Below are 20,295 nucleotides of genomic sequence, written 5' to 3'. Positions count from 1 at the left end.
GGACATTAATTGCTCGGCGTCTGCTGACCCTGGGTTTGGCCTTCAGTGCCGGTCGATGGCGGCGGAGTGGTGGTTTGGTCGGCCGGGGCGGCCGGAGCCGTCTGCTGGGTCGCAGGCGCCTGTTCGGTCGTCGTCGACTTTTTGCTCTCGTCGCTGCAGGCGGCGAGGAATATAAGTCCGAAGGCAAGAACAATCGTCTTCTTCATGGTCGTTGATACTCCGTTCAACACGTGAAATCATTGCCCCCGCAATTTGTTCCTTCTGCGGCAAAGCAACGAATTGGTGTGGGAGACCGCAAGACCCATGAAAGAACTGACACGTCAGGATATCGAAGGGCGTCTGAACGCCCATCGCGAGCTTCTGGTCACTATCCTTTCCCTGTTGATGAAGGAGCCGGCAGGCGCGCAAATCATCCGCTATCTCGAGCAGGACGACATGCCGCTCGACGGCGCGGAAGACCCGGGGCTCACCCCGTCCGCCGGCTATGCCCGGGAGGCGGTGATGGCCGACGAGGTGCGTGCCGTGCTCGATGCCGCCCGCGCCCGCGCAGCGGCTTCATGAACACCGGCACGCGCAGTCAGCGGCGCACCCGGACTCAATAGTCCGCCAGAGGGGCGTTCACGGCACGCCGCGGTGGCCAGGGATTGTGAAACATCGCCTCCTCGGGAATCGGATGTCCGTGAAAGAGCGCATAGTTCACGTGACCCGGCGCGCATTCCGCTTCTGAAATGTAGTCGAGGATGAGGTGCAGCCAGTGTTCGCAGGCGGAAACGTCGGGATCAATCGTTCCGTCGAGTGTGACTTCCGTCGGAACCAGCACGTCGGTGTGATAGAGAGCCCCGTAGACACGCTGCGAATAGTCGTCGGGCACGTAGCGAGGCAGTTTCGGTAGCCTCCGCCGTCTTTCCAGCGCGCGAGGATCGTCTTCGCGATTGTGCCAGCTGCAGCTTGGCATAGCGTCATGACCGATACCGCCATTGCCGATCGACCGGACGGCAGTCTCCATGACCTTGTCGATCGCCTCTGTCAGCGACCCGGAAAGTCCACGTTTCACCAGAGAATTCGCCCAATGCCCGGGGCTGTTGACCGAGATCATCAGCCCACCGGGGATTCGCCGATCATGGTTGCGGGTACGATGGGCCGACGGGTAGAAGATATTGATGCCGGCCTTGAAGAGAGCGACGCCTCCATCACGCAGCGGCAGGGATTCCGTGTAGATCACATCCCGTTCAATTGGGGCATGCTCGACGAGATAGAGATTGGCGATCCGCTCGCAGATCGCCAGCAGTGACGGGCCCGGTTTCAAGAATGCGAGACGCGGGCCGTTGAACATAATCAGAAAGCCGTGCGCCATCCCCTCGGCAGCATTTTCCTTCCAGGCCCGCCTCGCCCGCTGGATCTTGTCGCGGACATGGTCGTCACCGCAGGCGATCTCGGCCTCGTCAATCCAGCAAACATCGATGCCAATCCCCTGCATGCCGCGTGCACCAAGCCTGCCGAAGAGACATGGCTGGTGGCGCGACGCCCAATTCAGGAAGGCCGCGCAGCGGTCTTCACGGCGTTTCAGCGGGTCGAGCAATTCGGCATTGGCAGCGTCAATGTCGGCACCGAAGCTTGTGCCCGGCTCGTGCCTTTCAGCATGTTCGAGCAGTTCGTGCAAAGACAGTGTTCGAGAGTATGTTTCCAGGTCGATCAGCATATCATTCCCCCAAGAAGCCCCTATGCATATAAATGACTTGCTCATATAATTTTAAACGTCAAGTAGTAGTTTCATGAAATGCCTGCAATGCGCGCAGTGAAATGGCGTTCAAGCGCCATAAATCGACAGACACGGCAATTCCTCGCCGCACCATCGGAGAGCGCTTGATATATGATCGCAACATACTTATCATGAGCAGATGACAAAGACATCAAACATGCTCGGCGCACTGGCTATGGTCCTCGCGGACGACATGCGCGAGGCAGTCGACGAGGCTCTTCGAACCACGGGCGAGACGGCGGCGGCGCTGATTATGCTCGGCGCTCATCCGGGCGTTCAGATCGGCGAACTGGCGAGGGCGTTGCGCCTCACCCACAGCGGCGCCGTACGCCTCGTCGACCGGCTGCAGAAGGAAGAGCTCGTCCGGCGCGAGGTGGGCCAGGATTCCCGGACCGTGGTGCTCCGTCTCACGCGGGAAGGAGCCAAACGCCGGCTCGTCGCATTGCGGCAACGGGACCGCGTGCTCGAGCGGGCGCTCGCCCATCTTTCCGACGCCGAGGCCGACGTTCTCGGCCGCTGCCTCGACAAGATGCTGCGCGGCCTGCTGACGAAGAAGGAACACGGCTACCGCTATTGCCGGATGTGCGACGAGGACACCTGCGTGCCGCAGCACTGCCCAGTCGAGGAACGATGGGAGGAACTGTTCGGATGAGCGAGACGCTTGCAACCCCGCTTGCGCCGGCTCCGGGCAAGCGCCGCTGGATCGCCGTTTCCGCGATGATCGGGTCGGCTGCCTGCTGGGGTTTTGCGACCGTCATGTCCCGCGACCTTCTCGACACGATATCGTCAAGTGCGCTGCTGGTCATTCAGCTGACCGCCAGCGTCGCCGCACTTCTGCTCCTCGCCATTCCGAACACGCCTTGGCGATATCGTGCAAGCGGGATCGGTCGCGCCGCGTTGATCGGCATCCTCGAACCGGGACTGACCTATACGATCGGCCTGGTCGGCCTTTCCCTCACCTCCGCCAACAGCGCTTCCGTGATCAGTGCGTCCGAACCGGTGCTGATCGTGCTGGTGGCGTGGCTGCTTCTGCGCCAGCGGCCGCCACTCGGGCTCATCACCTGCATCGGAATCGCCGTCCTCGGCCTTCTGATGGTATCCGGAGAAGCACTGCTGGAACGCGGACAGGCAAGCTCGGTCGGCGACGGCCTGATCGTGCTCGCGACACTGTTTGCCGCGAGTTACGTCGTGCTGTCGTCGAAGGTAACCGGAGACTTTCCCGCAGCCACCCTCGCCTCGGCCCAACAGATCGTCGGCCTCGTCTTTGCCGTCAGCGTTTTCCTGATCGTGCAAACCCTTGGCCTCGAACACGGGACAATCGCCTCGCTTTCACCCGGAATGCTCGCCTATGCGGCGTTCTCGGGCGTCATCCAGTATGCGTTGGCCTTCTGGCTCTACCTCATCGGCCTGCGGTATCTCTCGCCGGCGGCCGCAGGTTTGTGGCTCACCCTCGTACCCATCTTCGGGCTCATCGGCGCCTATGTCTGGCTCCACGAGGTCCCGACGGGACTGATGCTCGCCGGGGCGGCGCTGATCATCGGCGCGGTCGTCATGGGCCGGTCCCACGAATAGGCACGGCCAGACACAGCCGCGCGGGGAACGAGCCACCGGCCCCAGGTCATGCTTCCGCGGCGTCGGCAAAGCGGGCGGCGCACGGTCGCACGACAAGCCCCTTCATCTGAATTCCGCCCGATTTTGGCGGCATGGCGGAAGAGAGCGGCACGCCCCGCCCAGACGGCCGGCGGCCATTGCAATCTTCGCGAGATTCTGCTGAAGCTTGGCGTAGCCGACCGCGGGAACGTCCGCGATTTCCTAGAATGCCAGGGGGATGAATTGACTGCCACATTGCAAGAGACGCGACGCCCCCTGGTAGCCGCGACCTTGAGGCAAACCCGAGCCGCCTTCGCCGGCATCGTCGCCCTCAGCGCTGTGACCAACATCCTGATGCTCACCGGGCCGCTCTTCATGATGCAGGTCTACGATCGCGTGCTGGCGAGCCGCAGCGTGCCGACGCTGGTGGCGCTCTCGCTGCTCGCCGTCACGCTCTACCTGTTCCAGGCGCTGTTCGAGATCATCCGTTCGCGTATCCTGACGCAGATCGGCCAGCGGCTCGAGGAGGAGCTCGGCAGGCCCGCCTTCGACGCGGTCCTGAAGCTGCCTCTTCGACTTTCGAAAAAGGAAGCCGTTCCACAACCCCTGCGTGATCTGGACCAGCTGCGCGGCTTCATGAGCGGCCAGGGCCCGATCGCGATCGCCGACCTGCCGTGGCTGCCGCTCTATCTCGTCATCCTCTTTCTCTTCCATCCCTATTTCGGCTGGCTCGCCGTCGCGGGTGCCGTCGCGCTGATCGCACTGACGCTCACCAGCGAGGTGAGGCTGCGGGAGCCGATGCGGCTCCTCTCGCTGCTTGCTGCAAGACGCGCCGACTATCTCGAAGCCGGGCGGCGCAATGCCGAAGTCCTGCAGGCGATGGGCATGCGAGACGCCTATGCCGCCCGCTGGGATGCGACCAACGCCGACTTCATCGAGAAACAGCGACGCGCCGGCGACGTTACCAGCGGCTTCTCCGCCGCCTCCAAGATCTTCCGCCTCGCCCTGCAGTCAGGCGTGCTGGCACTCGGTGCGTGGCTTGCCATTCTCCAGCTCGCCTCGCCCGGCGCCATGATCGCCGCCTCCATCCTGACCTCCCGGGCGCTCGCGCCGATCGAGCTGGTGATCGGCCAGTGGCGCGGCTTCGTGAACGCCCGGCAGGCCCGCCGCCGGCTCGAGGACGTTCTGGAAAAGCTGAAAGCCGGCACCATGCCGATGGCCCTGCCCGCACCGCGCCAGACGATTACCGCAGCCGCGCTTACGATCGTTGCGCCGGGCACGACCGCGATCATCGTCCGCGACATCGGCTTCGAACTCAGGGCTGGCCAGGGGCTCGGGATCATCGGACCGAGCGGCTCGGGCAAGTCGACGCTGGCGCGCGTTCTCGTCGGCGTGTGGCCGGCGGCCCGCGGAACGGTACGCCTCGACGGCGCCGAACTCGCTCAATGGGATCCCGAAGCGCTCGGCTCCTCGGTCGGCTATCTGCCGCAGGACGTCGAACTTTTCGACGGCACGATTGCCGAGAACATCGCCCGTTTTTCTCCGGATGCGAAGGCGGAGGCGATCATCGACGCGGCGACGATGGCCGGCGCCCACAGCCTGATCCTCTCTCTGCCCGACGGCTACGACACGCGCATCGGCGCCGGCGGCGCGATCCTGTCGGCCGGCCAGCGCCAGCGCATAGGGCTTGCCCGCGCCCTCTACCGCACACCTTTCCTGATCGTTCTCGACGAGCCGAATGCAAGCCTCGACGCCGAAGGGGAAGCCGCCCTCACCAATGCCATCATCGCCGCCCGCAAGGCGGGCTCGGTGGTGATCGTCATCGCTCACCGCCCGAGCGCGCTTGCCGCTGTCGACCATGTTCTCGTGCTCAACGAGGGACGCATGGTCGCCTTCGGCCCGCGCGACGAAGTCCTGCGCAAGACGACGGTCCGCGCCGTTTCGGAGAATTCATGACAGACAGTCCGCGCAAGAACCGGGCCTCCCGCTCCATCGCCCGTTCCATGACGGTCGCCGCGGTGGCGAGCGCCGTTCTCATCCTCGGGATCGGCGGCTGGGCCGCGACCAGCAAGCTTGCAGGTGCCGTGGTCGCGCCGGGCATGGTGGTGGTCGAAGGCAACGTCAAGCTGGTGCAGCACCGCAGCGGCGGTATCGTCGGCGAAATTCATGTCAAGAACGGCTCGCGGGTCGCCACCGGGGACCTCCTGATCCGCCTCGACGATACGATCACCCGCGCCAACCTCGCGGTGATCACCAAGCAGATCGACCAGCTGACCGCACGTCGCATGCGACTTGCCGCCGAACGCGACGAGGCGGCGGAGATCACCGTACCCGACGAGCTGACGGCGCGGCTCTCCGAGCCGGAGGTCGCCGACTACGCAAAGGCCGAGGAGTCGCTGTTCAGGGCTCGCAAGCGCACACTCGAGGGACAGAAGGCACAGCTCCGCGAGCGGATCGGCCAGATCCGGCAGGAAACGGACGGTCTCGTCGCGCGTCGCGCCGCCAAGGACGACGAGCTGAAGCTCATCGACGAAGAGCTGGCGGGCGTCGTAACGCTGCACGAAAAGCAGCTCACGCCTTTCTCACAGGTCGCCGCACTCCAGCGCGTGAAGGCGCAGCTCGCCGGCGAACGGGGCCAGCTCACCTCCGACATCGCGCGCGCGGCGACCCGCATCACCGAAACCGAGCTGCAGATCCTGCAGCTCGACCAGGATCGGCGCGCCGAGGTGCTGACGGAGCTCAGGGATATCGACAACAAGCTTGCCGAGCTTGCCGAACAGCGGGTCGCCGCCCTCGACGAACTGAAACGCGTGAACATTCTCGCGCCACAGGCTGGCCTCGTGCACGAGCTTGCGGTGCATACGATCGGCGGCGTGATCACGCCGGGCGAGACCATCATGCAGATCGTTCCGGTGAACGACGCGCTGGTCGTCGAAGCGCGCGTGCGCCCGGCCGACATCGACCAGCTGCATGCCGGCCAGCAGGCGGTGCTGCGCTTCTCCGCATTCAACCAGCGCACGACGCCGGAGATTTTTGGGACGGTCGAGACGATCGGCGCCAATCTCAGCGCGAGCAGGGAGACGGGCGAGACGTGGTACACCGTGCGTATCACGATGCCGCGCGAAGAGGTCGCCCGCCTCGGCGAACTGGTGCTGCAATCGGGCATGCCCGTCGAAGCCTTCATCGAGACCGGCGAGCGCACCGCGCTTTCCTACCTGACCAAGCCGCTTGCCGACCAGATCGCCCGCGCCATGCGGGAGGATTGAGGCCGCTAGCAGTGGTTCACGTCGGTCGCGCAATAGTAATTGCCGGGCGTGCCGCAGCAATAGGGCGTTTCATCGCTGCAGTATTCGCCGCTGGCGGCCGGGCATTCATTGCCGGTCGCGACCTCGACGCCCGCCGCCGGGCAGCCGCGGGAAGACACGCTGCCATCCGTGCAGGTCTGGGTCGGCCTCTGGTCGGTCGAATAGAAGGCAAGCAGAGGCGCCTCAGGCGACCGATCGCCGGCATCTGCCGCCGGAACACTCCCGGCCCCGGCAAGAACGGCAATGGCAAGCATTCGCGCAAAGGGAAAGAACCTGATCATCGAAACCTCCTGCGAAACGAGGCCGATACGATAGGTCTTTATTTCAGACGTTACTACAGTACAAATTCAGGGAGCCGATAGGGCGATATCGGGCGCGAAACGAAATGGTCACGTCTGTTTCTGGAGAAAAATGGTGCCCGGAGGCGGATTTGAACCACCGACACGCGGATTTTCAATCCGCTGCTCTACCAACTGAGCTATCCGGGCATCAGGCTCGACTTGCAAGCCGTCCGATCCTTTTCTGGATCGGCAGGGGCGTTTTGTCCCCCGGAGCGAGCGCGGTTATAGCATCTTGTTCGGCCATGTCCAGCACCAATCGGCACTTTTTTGACAGCTTCGCTACAAACGCGGAAAAACAAGGTATTCCAATGAGTTCAATGCCGGATCGACGCGGCCTCAGTCGCGGTTTTCGTCATCCGCCCGGGATTCATCCTCGGCGACCGGGATCGCATAGCTGCCCTTGAGCCAGCGGGAAAGGTCGAGCGTGCGGCAGCGTTCCGAGCAGAAGGGATAGCTCTCGCGGGTCGAAGGCCGGCCGCATTCCGGGCAGGGCCGCGTCTTGCGCAAGGGTTCGACCTTGCCCTTGCCGCCGGAAGTGTCTTCCGCCATCGCCTCAGCCCTCCTTCCACGCGGCCTGGACGTCGAAACCTTCGCCCGCCAGCAGCTGGGTGGTCTCGAAGAGCGGCAGCCCGACGACATTGGTGTAGGAACCGACGAGCTTCTGCACGAAGCAGCCGGCCAAGCCCTGAACGGCATAGGCCCCCGCCTTGCCGCGCCATTCGCCGGAGGCGAGATAGGCTTCGATCTCCGCTGTCGACAGTCGCTTGAAACGCACCTTGGTCTCGATGACCTTGTGGCGGACGGCACCATCGGGCGTGATGAGGCAGATGCCGGTGAACACCCAGTGGCCACGGCCGGAGAGCAGATGCAGGCAGGAGGCGGCTTCCTCGATGAATTCCGCCTTGGGCAGGATGCGGCGACCGACGGCGACAACGGTGTCGGCGGCGAGAATGTAGGAGCCGTCCCAGTAGAAATCGCCCTTGACCGCATCATGGGCGGCACGCGCCTTTTCGGTCGACAGCCGGCGCGCCAGCGAGCGGGGATGCTCCGCCTTCTTCGGCGTTTCGTCGAGGTCCATCGGCATCAGGCGCGCGGGCTCGATGCCGGCCTGCATCAGCAGATCGACGCGGCGTGGGGAACCGGAGGCCAGTATCAGCTTCTGTGTCGGATCCATGGGTCCTCGGGCGTCTGCCTGCTTGAAATCGCCCGCTTACTTGAAGCGGTAGGTGATGCGGCCCTTGGTGAGGTCGTAAGGGGTCATCTCGACGAGAACCTTGTCGCCGGCGAGGACGCGGATGCGGTTCTTGCGCATGCGGCCGGCCGTGTGGGCGATGATCTCGTGCTCGTTTTCGAGCTTCACGCGGAAAGTGGCGTTGGGCAGCAATTCGGTGACGACACCGGGGAATTCGAGGACTTCTTCTTTTGCCATAGAGCGGTTGTCTTTCTGTCTGTTGCTTCAGGTCGTCTGCGACCCTGAAAATGTGCGCGGAAACTACACAATCACCGCGGTTTTGTGAACCTTGTAGATCGTGCTTTCGCAATTTGTTTCAATGGATGCTCATTCACCTCGATATGGCCGCCACGAGCTCCTCGCGGATTCGCCGCTCGATGCGGTCGCGCACCTCGCGATAGGCGGCGAGGATTTGCTCGCGCGTCCCGGTGGCGACCGTCGGATCGGGCATCGGCCAGTAGACCACCTCGACGGCCGAGGAGCGGGTGAGCTCGAGCGCCGCGTGGTGCGCCTCGGGCGCGAGCGTGACGACGAGATCGAAGAAATCATCCTCGAGTTCGTCCAGCGTCTGCGGCTGGCGCCTGCCGAGCGAAAGCCCGATCTCTTCCAGCACAACGTCGACGAAGGGATCGCGCTCCCCCGACCGGACGCCGGCGGACGCCACGTAGACGCCCTGCGGCAGGAGCTTGCGGGCGATCAGCTCGGCCATCGGGGACCGGATCGCGTTCATGCCGCAGATGAAGAGGATGGCACCCGGCCCCCTCCTCCCGCTGCTCGGCGCCTCCTCCGCCATTGCGGCTACCCCCGCCAATAGAGGACGCAAACCAGGGTGAAGAGCCGGCGGGCGGTATCGAAATCGATCCTGATCTTGCCGGACAGCCGGTCCATCAGAGTCTGCGATCCCTCGTTGTGGATGCCGCGACGGCCCATATCGATCGCCTCGATCTGGCTCGGGGTGGAGGAGCGGATCGCCTCGTAATAGCTCTCGCAGATCATGAAGTAATCGCGGATGATCCGCCGGAACGGCGTCAGCGAGAGGATATGGGTCGCAACCGCCGCCTCCTTCTCCGTCTTGATGGAGAAGACGAGCTTGCTGTCGACCAGCGACAAATAGAGCTTGTAGGGGCCGCCGGGATGGCCAACCGGCTCGAAGGAATTCTCCTCGATGAGATCGAAGATGGCGACCGCCCGCTCATGCTCGACATCGGGCGTCGAGCGCCCGATCGTTTCGTCGAGGATCACGTCGCAGAGCCGGTAGTCGCCCGTGGCCATCGCTCAGCCTTCGAGATTGAGCCGGATCGCAACCGATCGCGCGTGCGCGTCGAGCCCTTCGCTGCGGGCGAGCGTGATCGCCGCGGGTGCGAGGCTGCGCAACTGCCCGGGCCCGAGCCTCAGGATCGAGGTGCGCTTGACGAAATCGAGCACGGAAAGGCCAGAGGAGAACCGCGCCGAACGGGCGGTCGGCAGGACGTGGTTCGAACCGCCGACATAATCCCCGATCACTTCCGGCGTATGGCGACCGAGGAAGATCGCTCCCGCGTTGCGCACGCCGGCCATCAGCGCGTCCGGATCATCGACGGCGAGTTCGAGATGCTCCGGCGCGATGCGATTGGCGAGCGGCAGGGCTGCCTTCAGGTCCGGCACGAGGATGATGGCGCCGAAATCCGCCCAGCTCGCCGCGGCCGTCTCCGAGCGCGAGAGCGATTTCAGCTGCCGTTCGACGGCGGCCTCGACGGCCTTGGCGAGCGGCAGATCATCGGTGATCAGGATCGACTGGGCACCGCGGTCGTGCTCGGCCTGGGCGAGCAGGTCGGCGGCGAGCCAGTCGGGGTCGTTGTTGGCGTCAGCGATCACCAGCACCTCGGAGGGGCCGGCGATCATGTCGATGCCGACAGTGCCGAAGACCTGCCGCTTGGCTGCAGCCACATAGGCGTTACCGGGGCCGACGATCTTCGCGACCGGGGCGATCGTCTCGGTGCCGTAGGCAAGTGCGGCAACAGCCTGTGCGCCGCCGATCCGGTAGATTTCCGTCACGCCCGCGATCCGTGCGGCGGCCAGCACGGTCGGATTGATGTCGCCGCCGGTCGCCGGCACGACGATCACGATGCGCTCGACACCAGCGACCCTGGCCGGCACGGCGTTCATCAGCACCGAACTCGGATAGCTCGCGGTCCCGCCCGGAACGTAAAGGCCGACGGCCTCGATCGCCGTCCAGCGCGAGCCGAGACCGACGCCGAGCGTGTCCTCATAGATGTCATCCTTCGGCATCTGGCGGGCGTGGTGACGCTCAATGCGCTCGGCGGCAAGCTTCAGCGCATCCATGACCTCCGGCTCGACCTTGGCGACCGCCGCCGAAATCTCGTCCTCGGTGACACGCATGCCGATGCTGGAGAAATCGACGCCGTCGAAGCGGAGCGAGTATTCCGCCAGCGCCGCGTCGCCGCGCACCCTGACGTCCTCGATGATGGCACGCACCACGTCGTTGACGTCGGCGGAAACCTCCCGCTTCGTCGTGAGGAAGGCGGCGAACCGTTCCTCAAAACCCTCGGCTCCTTGTTCAAGCCAGATTGCCACGTCCTGCTACCCCTCTCCTGGGCCCGCCCTAGAGCCCGACATCACCCCGGATGACCGGGCTTGCGGGAGGTTTCCCACGCCGCGCCGGTATCTGCAAGCTGCCCTTCAATACATTCGACGTCGAGCGCGATCATGCCGCCGCCGGCAAGCACCAGTTCCAGAACGCCACCCGGTCCCTCGCCCTCCTGACGGAAGCGAAGGGCAAGCAACGAACGGACATCATCGTTCCTCGTCCGGTCGATTCCGGTCGAGCGGACTGCCTCCACCCGTTTGAAGGTGAGGACCGTCCGCCTGCGCTCGAAACTCCTGCGCTTCGGCTCGGTCCGCTCCCAGACGAAGCGGTTGGCCACCAGCGAAAACTGGCGCGCGCGCGGCAGATAGGCGATGTCGCCGACCTTGAAGACCGCGTCCTGCATGTGCGCCGAGATCACAGCGAGGTCGTCACTGTCGAGAGCGAGAAGCTTGAGATCCGTCATAGCACCGATTCCCGAATGGGCCGGAGACGATCCGGCCCTGCCATCTTCCCTTCCGACATAGGAAGCCGCAATGCAAGAGGCAACGCCCGGAGCGCCGCCGGCAGGCGGTTTTTCAAGGTGTTAATCGCTGATGCGCTCGACGATGGCGCCGCACCGGCCGAGCTTTTCCTCCAGCCGTTCGAAACCGCGATCGAGATGGTAGACGCGGGAGACGAGGGTCTCGCCCTCGGCGGCCAGGCCGGCGATGACCAGCGACACCGAGGCACGCAGGTCGGTCGCCATGACCGGTGCGCCACGCAGGCGTTTGACGCCCTCGATCCTGGCCGTCTGGCCCGAAAGCGTGATCTTGGCTCCGAGACGGGCGAGTTCCTGCACATGCATGAAGCGGTTCTCGAAGATGGTCTCGGTGACGTGGGAGACGCCGTCCGCCCGTGTCATCAGTCCCATGAACTGCGCCTGAAGATCGGTCGGGAAGCCGGGGAAAGGCTCGGTGACGATGTCAACCGGGCGGATGTCGCTGCCGTTGCGCACCACCCGGATACCGTTCTCCACAGGAGTAACGACCGCACCGGCCCGGCGAATGGCCTCGAGCGCCGTGTCGAGGAGGGCCGCGTCGGTGCCCTCCAGAACGACATCACCGCCGGTCATGGCAACCGCCATGGCGTAGGTTCCGGTCTCGATACGGTCCGGGAGCACACGGTGACGGGCGCCCGAAAGGGCCTCCACACCTTCGATAACGATGGTCGAGGTGCCGGCGCCGGAGATCTTCGCACCCATGGCATTCAGACAGGCGGCGAGGTCGACGATTTCGGGCTCGCGGGCGGCGTTGTTGATGACGGTCTTGCCGCGGGCGAGCGAAGCCGCCATCAGCATGACGTGCGTCGCACCGACCGACACCTTCGGGAAGGTGTAGGTACCGCCGACGAGGCCGCCCTTCGGCGCCCGCGCTTCCACATAACCGCCGTCGATCTCGATCATCGCCCCGAGCGCCGTCAGCCCCTCGATGAAGAGGTCGACGGGGCGTGTGCCGATCGCGCAGCCGCCGGGTAGCGAGACGCGCGCCCGACCCTCGCGGGCGAGCAGCGGGCCGATGACCCAGAAGCTCGCACGCATCTTGGAGACGAGCTCGTAGGGAGCCGTCGTGTCGACGATCGTGCGGCAGGTGAAATGGATGGTGCGGGAATAGGAGCCGTTCTGGTGCTCGCGGCGGCCGTTCACGGAGACATCGACGCCGTGATTGCCGAGAATGCGCAGGAGAAGCTCGACGTCGGCAAGATGCGGCACGTTTTCGAGCGTCAGCGTGTCGCTCGTCAGCAGCGAGGCAATGATCAGCGGCAGTGCGGCGTTCTTCGCGCCGGAAATCGGGATGACCCCATTGAGCGCGTTACCGCCGACAATCCTGATACGATCCATATGATCCTACGGGCCCCGCCCGCCTTTCTCTCGTTATTCCCGTTCCCGCCTTCGCGAGAGCGTCGTTCTCTAGACGAAAAGAAGACCGCGTTCAATTCGGCCGGGCAGCCGACGCGGTCGGGAACGCACTAAACATCGTCTTTGGTCGATTTTGCGGCAGGCAATCCCTCCGCCTCGTCGGCCGCCCCGGCGCGGCGGGCGCGAAGCTGCTGCTTGCGACGGCGCAGGTTTTCCTTGAGCTTTTCGGCAGCCCGCGCCTTGCGTTCGTCGGCCCTCGTCGCGGAGGTACCCTTCGGCCCGGCGTGCCCCTGCGATAATTCGCCGGCGACCGGCGCCTCGCCTCGTGCCCTCGATTCGGTGGTTTCCTTCATCATTGCCGCTTGATAGCGGAAAACCCGGCATTCCAAAAGGGTTCGCGAGACACGGCCCGAAATCTTGCACGCAAGTTCGAATTTGCGGCTTGCGCTCATCGAAAACCTGTGGCAATAGGCCCGCACGCTTCGAACGGCGCATCGCGCCCGACACTGCAGGCTGCTATAGCTCAGGGGTAGAGCACTCCCTTGGTAAGGGAGAGGCCGAGAGTTCAAATCTCTCTAGCAGCACCAGTTTTCCTTGTTTGATCCCAAGACTTTCCTCCGCATCGCCGTTTCTGCAGGCCTGCCGAAATGCCGCAGGCCAAATGCGCTTGCTCCGTTGGCGAACAGTGCAGCAGCACCTACATTTAGGACGACTGCGCTGAGGCTGCATCGCCTCTTGACGATCTCCGGCCGTTCAGTGGAAAACAGCGTGGTCCCGCGGTCCCGGTTTGCCGGCTGCCGCGGCCGAACCTCTGGTGCCGGGCCCCTCTGGCGAGAGTTTACGGCGCTCTCGTGATGTCGGTACCGCCAGCAAGATGAGCCGGCGGATACAAAAATCATGTCGATTTCGACCATGCCTCACCCGCATGCCTGCGTCGCCAGTGCATGCCTTGGGCAATCCATATTTGATATTCACGGCGGGAGGGCGAGCCGATGAACGCGACCCCTGCCCAAAAGGGAATGCTCGACTACTTCAAGTGGGCCTTCATCATGACGGCTGTCGGCCTGGTGCTCGGCGGCTGGCTCGGCTGGCAATCCAGCGGCACGATCGGCGGAATGGCCACCGTCTTCTTCATCTGCGCCGTGCTCGCCGTGCTCGAAATATCACTTTCCTTCGACAACGCGATCGTCAACGCCAACAAGCTAAAGGACATGACGCCCGCCTGGCAGCACCGCTTCCTGACCTGGGGCATCGTGATCGCGGTGTTCGGCATGCGCGTCGTCTTCCCGCTGGCGATCGTGGTGATCGCCGCCGATCTCGGGCCGGTCGAAGCCTTCCTTCTCGCCGCCCGTGAACCGGCCGAATATGCGCGCATCATGAACGACGCGCATCTGCCGATCGCTGCCTTCGGCGGCACTTTCCTGATGATGGTCGGCCTCACCTACTTCTTCGACCACGAGAAGAACGTGCACTGGATCGACGTCATCGAGAAGCACATGGCGCGCTCGGCGACGATCAAGGGCATCGAAATCGGCCTGGTGCTGCTGATGATCCTGCTCTTTTCCTATCTGCTCGAAGGTGCGGAGGCGGTAACCTTCGTCTACTCGGCGATCTACGGCCTCGTCACCTTCCTCGCCGTCGAGGTGATCGGCGGCCTCCTCGACGCCTCGCAAAGAACGATGGTGGAAGCGGCGAAGGGCGGCCTCGGCGCATTCATCTATCTGGAGGTACTGGACGCGAGTTTCTCGTTCGACGGCGTTATCGGCGCCTTCGCACTGTCGCAGAACCTCTTCGTCATCGCGATCGGGCTCGGCATCGGCGCCATGTATGTCCGCTCGATGACGATCATGCTCGTCGAAAAGGGGACGCTCGCCGAATACCGCTACCTGGAGCACGGTGCCTTCTACGCGATCCTGATCCTCTCGGTGATCATGTATTGCCAGACAATGCTGCACATCCCGGAGGTAATCACCGGGCTCGGCGGCGCAGGACTGATCGGCATCTCGCTATGGTCATCGATCCGCTACAACCGGATGGAACAGCTGCGCGGGCGCGAGGCGGTGGTGGAGAACATCTGAGTCCTGAGATTGCAGGACGGCCGCGCGCGCAGCGGCCGTCCTGTCGCTGATTTCCAATCAGGCCATTCTCAACCGCAGGCGTTGCGGGCATAGACCTTGCGGTCGTCCTGCTTCAGCACCCAGCCGCGGTAGGTCTTCATCTTGACCTCGCACCAGACGGTCGTGCCGTTTTGCTCGACGCAGCCGACGATGTCGACGCATTGCCCTGCCTCGACGCGCCGGAGAACGGCACCCTCCGTGCTGGGCATGGCGCGGACGTTCATGCGCGTCACCATATGGATCGAAGTGATGCCGGCGGCAACATCAGGCGCGCCGATGTCGTTCGGCTGGGCACAACCGCCTCCCGCATAAGGCAGGCACCCGGCCCTACCGGCAGCGGGCTCCGGCTGCGGTTCGGCCACGTCGGAGTGCACGACCTGCAGGGTCTCCCCGTCCAGCGTCATGCCGACATAGATGCCGGGCTGTTCCTTGTCGGCACGCGCAATCTGTTCGAGACCGGATGCGGTGGAATAGAAGATGATGGTGCCGTCGCCATTGTTCATCGAGTAACCGGAGATCGTCTTCAGGTTTTCCGGGCAGGTGAAATCGTGCTGCGTGACGGCAAAGATGCCCTCGGCTACAGGATCCTGATCAAACGAGATGTGGCAGGATCCTTTCGAAGAGGTCACACTCCACAGGTCGGAAGCGGCGACCGGAGCGGCCATGGCGAGGCAAAGGAGACCGGCGAGAGTCGGGAAGAGGCGCGACATGGGCATCGAGACAATCCTTCTTGAGGCTGCGATCCCGGCTGCCTATGGGGCGCCTCTCCGCCGGTCAACGACGGATGCCGGCGGCGGGCGTGTTGGCCCAAACTTGGCCGTTCGCCCAAGGGTGGACGATTGCCGCGAGCAGCCTCAACGCGAGGCTGCAGGATGGATATAGGCCAGGCGCCCGGTTCCATGCCATAAACGGCCCGATACCGAAGACAGAAGACCCGCATGCCGAATCGCACAAGACGACGAACAAGCCGGAAGGAAGTGGGCGTGAAGCCCGCCCGACCGAAGAGGAGCAGCCATCTCCTTTTCGGTGTCCTCGTCGTCGTCATTCTTTCGGCGATCGCAGCGACCTTCCTGCTCGCCAACGACATGCAGCATCTGAGGTCGCTGGCACGGCGCTACGGACTGGACCGGCTGTTGGCGGAACCGTCAGGGACGGACGCACCCGTTGCCCTCAAGGGCCGGCGACTCGAACCCGTGCCGGTCGACGTTCCCCGATACTTCTTCACTGATTTCATCGAACCCTCGGCCGGCACCTTCGTCCGCGACATCCGCCTCAAGGGGCCGACCCTCTGCAGCGAACTGAGCCGGGCAGGTCTGAAGAATCCCGGCTGGCAGCCGAGTGAGTACGACCGCCGGACCTCCGAATGCCTGTCGGAAACGCGGTTTGCGGCTCCCGACGCCGATGGCGAGGAGACCTCGTTGTTCTTCATTGCCAAAGGCACGCCGGAGGGGGAAGTCCATTCGATCCGCATGAAGCTCGTCGCCCCCGCCGGCATGCCGGGCGAAACGGCGCAGGCGTGGCTCGTCGAGGCGTTGTCGGAGATCATCGACCGCACGACCTGGCGCGACTTTGCACCCGCAGTCGACGCAGCCCGAAAGCTCACCGACTATTCCGCGATACGCTTCGGGATATCGGTCGAGTTCAGCCGCGACTTCGTGATCACCAACGGTTACAATTTCATCCTCGCCCCAGACGGCCGAAGTCCACTCGTCAGGAGGACCCGCGCCTATTTTGCTCCGGACGGATGGCTGCCGCTCAAACCCGGTGAACCGCGGCTGCCGGCGGCTACCATCCGTCATTGGCGAATGCCGGCGGCGAGCCCGGCAGAGACAGGACGCCCTGCAGCATCACCACCGTAAGCGCCGGCATTTTGCCGCAACGGCCTCGCTTCCACTTGAATACATATAGATGCAGCTATATTTGTGCTGCGAGACAGCGGACGGGTGCTCTTTCGAGCCAGTTCTCCCGCCGCAACGAATTGAAAGGAAGCCGTATCGTGCATATTCGCCCCCTTACACAGAATTTTCACGTCTCGGGCCAGCTGAAGCCGAGCGACATCGCCAAGGTCGCGGAAGCCGGCTATGCCGCGGTGATCTGCATGCGCCCTGACGGCGAGGGCTGGGGCCAGCCGAAGTTCTCCGCAATCGAGGAGGCAGCCAAGGCGAGCAACCTTCCCGCCTATTACCTGCCGGTCGGCGGCGGCGTGCCGATGGAGCAGGCAAAGAAACTGCGTTCTCTGCTCAAAGAAACCGAGGGTCCGATTCTTGCCTTCTGCGCATCCGGCGCACGGTGCGCCGGGCTCTACCAGATGGCGCAGCAGATCGGCGGCTGATCTCGCTTGGTCGGTCTGTAGCCGGCCTCAGGCGCTTTCGGCCGGCGTCCGCTGCTGAATTTCACCTCTATCGAGGCGCCGCTCCCAGTCGAGGGCGGTGCGGACGATGAAATCGAGATCGTCGTGGCGCGGCGTCCAGCCGAGGGCCGAGCGCGCAAGCGTCGGGTCGGCGACGATGAAGGCGGCGTCGCCGGGGCGCCGCGGGCCGTAGGAAACCTCGAGCGGGCCGCCATTGCTGCTGCCCGGCTCGCTGCGCACCCGCCCGACGGCCTCCAGCACCTCGAGGACCGAATAGCCCCGACCGTAACCGCAATTGGCGGTCAGCGACTCGCCGCCGTTTCTCAGATATTCCAGCGCCTTCAGGTGCGCATCGACGAGGTCGCTGACATGGATGTAGTCGCGCACGCCGGTGCCGTCGGGCGTCGGATAGTCCGTTCCATAGACATCGACTTTCTCGCGCTTTCCAAGGGCCGCCTCGCAGGCGACCTTGATCAGGTGGGTCGCCTTGCGGGTCGACTGCCCGGAGCGGCCGGCGGGATCGGCGCCGGCAACATTGAAATACCGCAGCACCGCATATTTCAGCCCATGGGCACGCGCGGTATCGCGCAGCATGATCTCGCTCATGAGTTTCGACTGGCCATAGGGGTTCTCGGGCCGAAGCGGCGCGATCTCGAGAACCGGATCCGGCTTGTCGGGCGTCCCGTAGACCGCTGCCGTCGACGAGAAGACGAAATGGGGCACGGAGGCCTTCACCGCAGCGGACAGCAGCGCACGGGTATTGCCGGTGTTGTTCTCGTAGTAGGAAAGCGGATCGGCGACGGATTCCGGGACGACGATCGAGGCAGCAAAATGAATAATCGCTTCGACCGCATTTTCCGAGAAGATCCGGTCGAGCAACACTGCGTCGCCGACATTGCCTTCGTAAAAGCGGACATGGGGCGGAATGGCCCAGCGGAAACCCGTCGACAGCCGGTCGATCACCACGACCTCGTAGCTTGCGTCGAGCAGTGCCCAGACCATGTGACTGCCGATATATCCCGCACCGCCGGTCACCAATATCGCCATCGTTCCTCTCCCCTCTTGATTCGCAGGAAAACGCTACATGTGGCGGCGACGGCCGCACAAGCACCCGCACCGGACGAAGTCCGTTCGTTGAGGCAATTCTGTACCTAACTTTGACGAAGGCGAAGTTCTTTCCGCAGCCGCAAAAGCGGAGTGGAGCCCCCGCGGCAATCAACGACCGAGAATGTAGTCGCAGAGCCTGCCGGCTGCATCCTCGATCTGGCGCGGATCGCGCAGGAAACAGGCCCGGAGGAAGGCTTCGCCGCCTTTGCCGAAAGCGGTTCCGGGTGCAAGGCCAACTCCGGTCTTGTCGACGATGTCGAGCGCCGCAGCGCGGCTGTCGCTCACCCCGTCGATCTTCAGGAAGGCGTAGAGCGCCCCTTCCGGCTTCAGGGTCTCGACCCGGTTGGTGGCGATCAGGGCATCGCAGAGCAGGTCGCGGGAACGGACCGCACGCTCGAAATTGGCGCGGACGAAGTCGTCACCGTGGTCGAGTGCGGCGACTGCACCGCGCTGTATGAACTGGGCGACACCGGATGTCGAATACTGGATGAGGTTTTCGAAGACTTGCCCCGTCTCCGGAGGCGCGACGATCCAGCCGACGCGCCAGCCGGTCATCGACCAGTTCTTCGAGAATGAATTCACGAAGATGATGCGGTCGTCGGCATCCTTGACGTCGAGAAACGAGGGGGCACGCACAGCCGCGCCATAGTAGTAGAGCGCGTAGATTTCGTCGGCGAGGATCCAGATACCGTGCTTGCGGGCAAGGTGGAGGATCGCCGTCAGATCCTCTCTATTGGCCGTCCAGCCCGTGGGGTTCGACGGGGTGTTGATGAAGATCGCCTTGGTCTTCGGCGTGATCGCGGCTTCCAGCCGTTCGAGATCGAGCGACCAGCTTCCGTGACCGAAAGAGAGCTCGACGCCCACGGCACGGGCGCCGGCGAGCTCGATCGCCGAGACGATGTTCGGCCAGGCCGGCGTCAGGAAGACCATCTCGTCGCCGGGCGAGGTGAGCGCCTGAACCGAAAGGACGATCGATTGCATGCCGGACGCCGTGACATAGAAGTGTTCCGGCGAAAGCGAGACGGCGAAATGACGGGCGTAGTAGAGCGACAGAGCCTCACGCAGTTCGGGAATGCCGCGCTGCCAGGTATAGAAGGTCTCACCGGCGAGCAGAGCCTCGCTGGCCGCCCGGTTGATGAAATCCGGGCTCGGCAGGTCTCCCTCCCCCACCCACAGCGGCAGCAGGTTTTCGCGTCCGCGGGCGTAGTTCAAGATCTCTACGATCCCGCTTTCCGGGGCGGATACGGCACGCGGGCTGAGGCTGGCGACAAAAGACATGCTTCGGCTTCTCCGTTTTGGCCGTTCATAGCCGATCACAGATCGAAAATCCCATGACAATGCGTGAGCCTGGGATCGATTTCGGTGATGGATCCGACGCTCCAGCGACTATTCCCGATCGCCCGGGTCGTCGTCAGCTTGCCCTCGTCTTCAGCAGGTCGCGGATCTCGGTGAGCAACTGGATGTCGGCCGGCGGCGGCGCAGCTTCGGCCTTGGCTTCCGGCTTCTTTTCCAACGATTCACGCATCGTGTTCACGGCCTTCACCATCAGGAAGATGACCCAGGCGAGAATCAGGAAGTTGAGGATGACCGATATGAAGTTGCCGTAGGCGATTACCGGCCCCTGCTCGCGGGCGGCGGCAAGCGTCGTCGCCGTGACCTTGCTGCTCAACGACAGGAAGTAATTGGAGAAATCTAGCCCGCCGAAAGCACCGACGATCGGCATGATGATGTCGTTGACGAGCGAGTTCACAATGAGGCCGAAGGCGCCACCGACAATGACACCGACGGCCAGATCCATGACGTTGCCACGGGCTATGAATGTCTTGAACTCGTTGAGCATTGTTATCTCCCTGACGTTTCGTGAAAGAATCTGCACGTCTCGACCAACCCGGATGCACGACAATGCTAATGAAAGTCTCGGCTGTCGGAAACCGGTAATCGTCGTCACTCCCCATCTTCGACTTAAGATCAATTTTCCCACGATTTAAAAAGGCTTGCACTTCCCGTAAGCTTT

Annotated in this window: 24 protein-coding genes and 2 tRNA genes; 9 read left to right on the top strand and 17 right to left on the bottom strand. The window is 63.7% G+C overall.

What is annotated here, in order from left to right:
* Window positions 1-5: 5 nt before the first annotated feature.
* Entirely contained in the window at window positions 6-206 is a 201-nt protein-coding gene (locus DFR48_RS07140) for a membrane lipoprotein lipid attachment site-containing protein (RefSeq protein ID WP_114362489.1), read from the bottom strand.
* A gap of 97 nt (window positions 207-303) precedes the next feature.
* On the opposite strand from DFR48_RS07140, the gene DFR48_RS07135 reads away from it, so the two are divergent.
* A complete protein-coding gene (locus tag DFR48_RS07135) occupies window positions 304-561 on the top strand; it encodes a hypothetical protein (protein ID WP_114362488.1) in 258 nt (85 codons plus the stop codon).
* A gap of 34 nt (window positions 562-595) precedes the next feature.
* On the opposite strand, the gene DFR48_RS07130 is transcribed toward DFR48_RS07135, so the two are convergent.
* Window positions 596-1,699: a hypothetical protein gene (locus DFR48_RS07130; protein ID WP_210205968.1), complete on the bottom strand. Its 1,104-nt coding sequence runs from the start codon at window positions 1,697-1,699 to the stop codon at window positions 596-598.
* A gap of 199 nt (window positions 1,700-1,898) precedes the next feature.
* On the opposite strand from DFR48_RS07130, the gene DFR48_RS07125 reads away from it, so the two are divergent.
* The 4 genes from DFR48_RS07125 (at window position 1,899) to DFR48_RS07110 (ending at window position 6,615) form a co-directional block, all read left to right on the top strand.
* Window positions 1,899-2,411 carry a MarR family winged helix-turn-helix transcriptional regulator gene (locus DFR48_RS07125; protein ID WP_114362487.1) on the top strand — a complete coding sequence of 171 codons (513 nt, stop codon included), beginning with the start codon at window positions 1,899-1,901 and terminating at the stop codon, window positions 2,409-2,411.
* Window positions 2,408-3,331 (top strand): DMT family transporter, encoded by a 924-nt coding sequence (locus tag DFR48_RS07120; RefSeq protein WP_170141817.1) that lies wholly within the window; start codon window positions 2,408-2,410, stop codon window positions 3,329-3,331. Before DFR48_RS07125 ends, DFR48_RS07120 begins: the two co-directional genes overlap by 4 nt.
* Window positions 3,332-3,640: 309 nt before the next feature.
* A complete protein-coding gene (locus DFR48_RS07115; protein ID WP_245415543.1) occupies window positions 3,641-5,305 on the top strand; it encodes a type I secretion system permease/ATPase in 1,665 nt (554 codons plus the stop codon).
* On the top strand, window positions 5,302-6,615 hold the full coding sequence (locus tag DFR48_RS07110; RefSeq protein WP_210205967.1) for an HlyD family type I secretion periplasmic adaptor subunit: 1,314 nt from the start codon (window positions 5,302-5,304) through the stop codon (window positions 6,613-6,615). Before DFR48_RS07115 ends, DFR48_RS07110 begins: the two co-directional genes overlap by 4 nt.
* A gap of 5 nt (window positions 6,616-6,620) precedes the next feature.
* Here DFR48_RS07110 and DFR48_RS07105 read toward each other — a convergent pair whose 3' ends face one another.
* The 11 genes from DFR48_RS07105 to DFR48_RS07055 all read right to left on the bottom strand — a co-directional run bounded on the left by DFR48_RS07105 (window position 6,621) and on the right by DFR48_RS07055 (window position 13,060).
* Complete coding sequence (locus DFR48_RS07105) at window positions 6,621-6,935, bottom strand: hypothetical protein (RefSeq protein WP_114362485.1); 315 nt, start codon at window positions 6,933-6,935, stop codon at window positions 6,621-6,623.
* A 131-nt stretch (window positions 6,936-7,066) separates the two neighbouring features.
* Window positions 7,067-7,142, bottom strand: a tRNA-Phe gene (locus tag DFR48_RS07100).
* Window positions 7,143-7,331: 189 nt separating this feature from the next.
* The gene (gene yacG, locus DFR48_RS07095) at window positions 7,332-7,544 is read right to left on the bottom strand and encodes a DNA gyrase inhibitor YacG (protein ID WP_114362484.1); all 213 of its coding nucleotides are present in this window, start codon (window positions 7,542-7,544) and stop codon (window positions 7,332-7,334) included.
* Between the two features lie 4 nt (window positions 7,545-7,548).
* On the bottom strand, window positions 7,549-8,169 hold the full coding sequence (locus tag DFR48_RS07090) for a Maf-like protein (RefSeq protein ID WP_112685402.1): 621 nt from the start codon (window positions 8,167-8,169) through the stop codon (window positions 7,549-7,551).
* 36 nt (window positions 8,170-8,205) lie between these two features.
* A complete protein-coding gene (gene infA / locus DFR48_RS07085) occupies window positions 8,206-8,424 on the bottom strand; it encodes a translation initiation factor IF-1 (RefSeq protein ID WP_004435948.1) in 219 nt (72 codons plus the stop codon).
* A 133-nt stretch (window positions 8,425-8,557) separates the two neighbouring features.
* On the bottom strand, window positions 8,558-9,019 hold the full coding sequence (locus tag DFR48_RS07080; protein WP_114362483.1) for an arsenate-mycothiol transferase ArsC: 462 nt from the start codon (window positions 9,017-9,019) through the stop codon (window positions 8,558-8,560).
* A 5-nt stretch (window positions 9,020-9,024) separates the two neighbouring features.
* Window positions 9,025-9,498, bottom strand: coding sequence for a UPF0262 family protein (locus DFR48_RS07075; protein WP_114362482.1), 474 nt, complete (start codon window positions 9,496-9,498; stop codon window positions 9,025-9,027).
* A 3-nt stretch (window positions 9,499-9,501) separates the two neighbouring features.
* On the bottom strand, window positions 9,502-10,800 hold the full coding sequence (hisD, locus tag DFR48_RS07070) for a histidinol dehydrogenase (RefSeq protein WP_114362481.1): 1,299 nt from the start codon (window positions 10,798-10,800) through the stop codon (window positions 9,502-9,504).
* 41 nt (window positions 10,801-10,841) lie between these two features.
* Complete coding sequence (locus DFR48_RS07065) at window positions 10,842-11,276, bottom strand: DUF2948 family protein (protein WP_114362480.1); 435 nt, start codon at window positions 11,274-11,276, stop codon at window positions 10,842-10,844.
* A 120-nt stretch (window positions 11,277-11,396) separates the two neighbouring features.
* A complete protein-coding gene (gene murA / locus DFR48_RS07060; RefSeq protein WP_114362479.1) occupies window positions 11,397-12,689 on the bottom strand; it encodes a UDP-N-acetylglucosamine 1-carboxyvinyltransferase in 1,293 nt (430 codons plus the stop codon).
* 128 nt (window positions 12,690-12,817) lie between these two features.
* Complete coding sequence (locus DFR48_RS07055) at window positions 12,818-13,060, bottom strand: hypothetical protein (RefSeq protein ID WP_147273515.1); 243 nt, start codon at window positions 13,058-13,060, stop codon at window positions 12,818-12,820.
* A 159-nt stretch (window positions 13,061-13,219) separates the two neighbouring features.
* Between DFR48_RS07055 and DFR48_RS07050 the strand changes: the two genes are divergently transcribed.
* Both DFR48_RS07050 and DFR48_RS07040 read left to right on the top strand, forming a co-directional pair.
* A tRNA-Thr gene (locus DFR48_RS07050) sits at window positions 13,220-13,294 on the top strand.
* 405 nt (window positions 13,295-13,699) lie between these two features.
* Window positions 13,700-14,785 (top strand): DUF475 domain-containing protein, encoded by a 1,086-nt coding sequence (locus tag DFR48_RS07040; protein ID WP_114362477.1) that lies wholly within the window; start codon window positions 13,700-13,702, stop codon window positions 14,783-14,785.
* 68 nt (window positions 14,786-14,853) lie between these two features.
* Here the strand turns inward: DFR48_RS07040 and DFR48_RS07035 are convergent, their stop codons facing one another.
* A complete protein-coding gene (locus tag DFR48_RS07035; protein WP_114362476.1) occupies window positions 14,854-15,540 on the bottom strand; it encodes an SH3 domain-containing protein in 687 nt (228 codons plus the stop codon).
* A 267-nt stretch (window positions 15,541-15,807) separates the two neighbouring features.
* Between DFR48_RS07035 and DFR48_RS07030 the strand changes: the two genes are divergently transcribed.
* Both DFR48_RS07030 and DFR48_RS21920 read left to right on the top strand, forming a co-directional pair.
* Window positions 15,808-16,683, top strand: a complete 876-nt coding sequence (locus DFR48_RS07030) for a DUF6030 family protein (protein ID WP_114362475.1) — start codon at window positions 15,808-15,810, stop codon at window positions 16,681-16,683.
* Window positions 16,684-16,820: 137 nt separating this feature from the next.
* Window positions 16,821-17,156, top strand: a complete 336-nt coding sequence (locus DFR48_RS21920; RefSeq protein WP_162698952.1) for a protein tyrosine phosphatase family protein — start codon at window positions 16,821-16,823, stop codon at window positions 17,154-17,156.
* 27 nt (window positions 17,157-17,183) lie between these two features.
* On the opposite strand, the gene galE is transcribed toward DFR48_RS21920, so the two are convergent.
* From galE to mscL, 3 genes are all read right to left on the bottom strand, one after another.
* A complete protein-coding gene (gene galE, locus DFR48_RS07020) occupies window positions 17,184-18,221 on the bottom strand; it encodes a UDP-glucose 4-epimerase GalE (protein WP_114362473.1) in 1,038 nt (345 codons plus the stop codon).
* A gap of 168 nt (window positions 18,222-18,389) precedes the next feature.
* Window positions 18,390-19,559, bottom strand: coding sequence for a pyridoxal phosphate-dependent aminotransferase (locus DFR48_RS07015; RefSeq protein ID WP_114362472.1), 1,170 nt, complete (start codon window positions 19,557-19,559; stop codon window positions 18,390-18,392).
* 133 nt (window positions 19,560-19,692) lie between these two features.
* A complete protein-coding gene (gene mscL / locus DFR48_RS07010) occupies window positions 19,693-20,121 on the bottom strand; it encodes a large conductance mechanosensitive channel protein MscL (protein ID WP_114362471.1) in 429 nt (142 codons plus the stop codon).
* Window positions 20,122-20,295 lie beyond the last annotated feature (174 nt).

The organism is Ciceribacter lividus, from assembly GCF_003337715.1.
GTDB classification, from domain to species: domain Bacteria; phylum Pseudomonadota; class Alphaproteobacteria; order Rhizobiales; family Rhizobiaceae; genus Allorhizobium; species Allorhizobium lividum.
This window is presented reverse-complemented; position numbering and strand designations above follow the sequence as displayed.

Bases quoted from the DNA above. Each gene is read 5' to 3' on its own strand.
- DFR48_RS07075 (WP_114362482.1), bottom strand. From the start codon at position 9,498: ATGGCCACGGGCGACTACCGGCTCTGCGACGTGATCCTCGACGAAACG.
- DFR48_RS07140 (WP_114362489.1), bottom strand. From the start codon at position 206: ATGAAGAAGACGATTGTTCTTGCCTTCGGACTTATATTCCTCGCCGCC.
- DFR48_RS07090 (WP_112685402.1), bottom strand. From the start codon at position 8,169: ATGGATCCGACACAGAAGCTGATACTGGCCTCCGGTTCCCCACGCCGC.
- DFR48_RS07130 (WP_210205968.1), bottom strand. From the start codon at position 1,699: ATGCTGATCGACCTGGAAACATACTCTCGAACACTGTCTTTGCACGAA.
- DFR48_RS07105 (WP_114362485.1), bottom strand. From the start codon at position 6,935: ATGATCAGGTTCTTTCCCTTTGCGCGAATGCTTGCCATTGCCGTTCTT.
- DFR48_RS07125 (WP_114362487.1), top strand. From the start codon at position 1,899: ATGACAAAGACATCAAACATGCTCGGCGCACTGGCTATGGTCCTCGCG.
- DFR48_RS07055 (WP_147273515.1), bottom strand. From the start codon at position 13,060: ATGAAGGAAACCACCGAATCGAGGGCACGAGGCGAGGCGCCGGTCGCC.
- murA (WP_114362479.1), bottom strand. From the start codon at position 12,689: ATGGATCGTATCAGGATTGTCGGCGGTAACGCGCTCAATGGGGTCATC.
- DFR48_RS07015 (WP_114362472.1), bottom strand. From the start codon at position 19,559: ATGTCTTTTGTCGCCAGCCTCAGCCCGCGTGCCGTATCCGCCCCGGAA.
- DFR48_RS07035 (WP_114362476.1), bottom strand. From the start codon at position 15,540: ATGCCCATGTCGCGCCTCTTCCCGACTCTCGCCGGTCTCCTTTGCCTC.
- DFR48_RS07065 (WP_114362480.1), bottom strand. From the start codon at position 11,276: ATGACGGATCTCAAGCTTCTCGCTCTCGACAGTGACGACCTCGCTGTG.
- DFR48_RS07040 (WP_114362477.1), top strand. From the start codon at position 13,700: ATGAACGCGACCCCTGCCCAAAAGGGAATGCTCGACTACTTCAAGTGG.
- infA (WP_004435948.1), bottom strand. From the start codon at position 8,424: ATGGCAAAAGAAGAAGTCCTCGAATTCCCCGGTGTCGTCACCGAATTG.
- DFR48_RS07120 (WP_170141817.1), top strand. From the start codon at position 2,408: ATGAGCGAGACGCTTGCAACCCCGCTTGCGCCGGCTCCGGGCAAGCGC.
- DFR48_RS07080 (WP_114362483.1), bottom strand. From the start codon at position 9,019: ATGGCGGAGGAGGCGCCGAGCAGCGGGAGGAGGGGGCCGGGTGCCATC.
- galE (WP_114362473.1), bottom strand. From the start codon at position 18,221: ATGGCGATATTGGTGACCGGCGGTGCGGGATATATCGGCAGTCACATG.
- DFR48_RS07135 (WP_114362488.1), top strand. From the start codon at position 304: ATGAAAGAACTGACACGTCAGGATATCGAAGGGCGTCTGAACGCCCAT.
- yacG (WP_114362484.1), bottom strand. From the start codon at position 7,544: ATGGCGGAAGACACTTCCGGCGGCAAGGGCAAGGTCGAACCCTTGCGC.
- mscL (WP_114362471.1), bottom strand. From the start codon at position 20,121: ATGCTCAACGAGTTCAAGACATTCATAGCCCGTGGCAACGTCATGGAT.
- DFR48_RS07110 (WP_210205967.1), top strand. From the start codon at position 5,302: ATGACAGACAGTCCGCGCAAGAACCGGGCCTCCCGCTCCATCGCCCGT.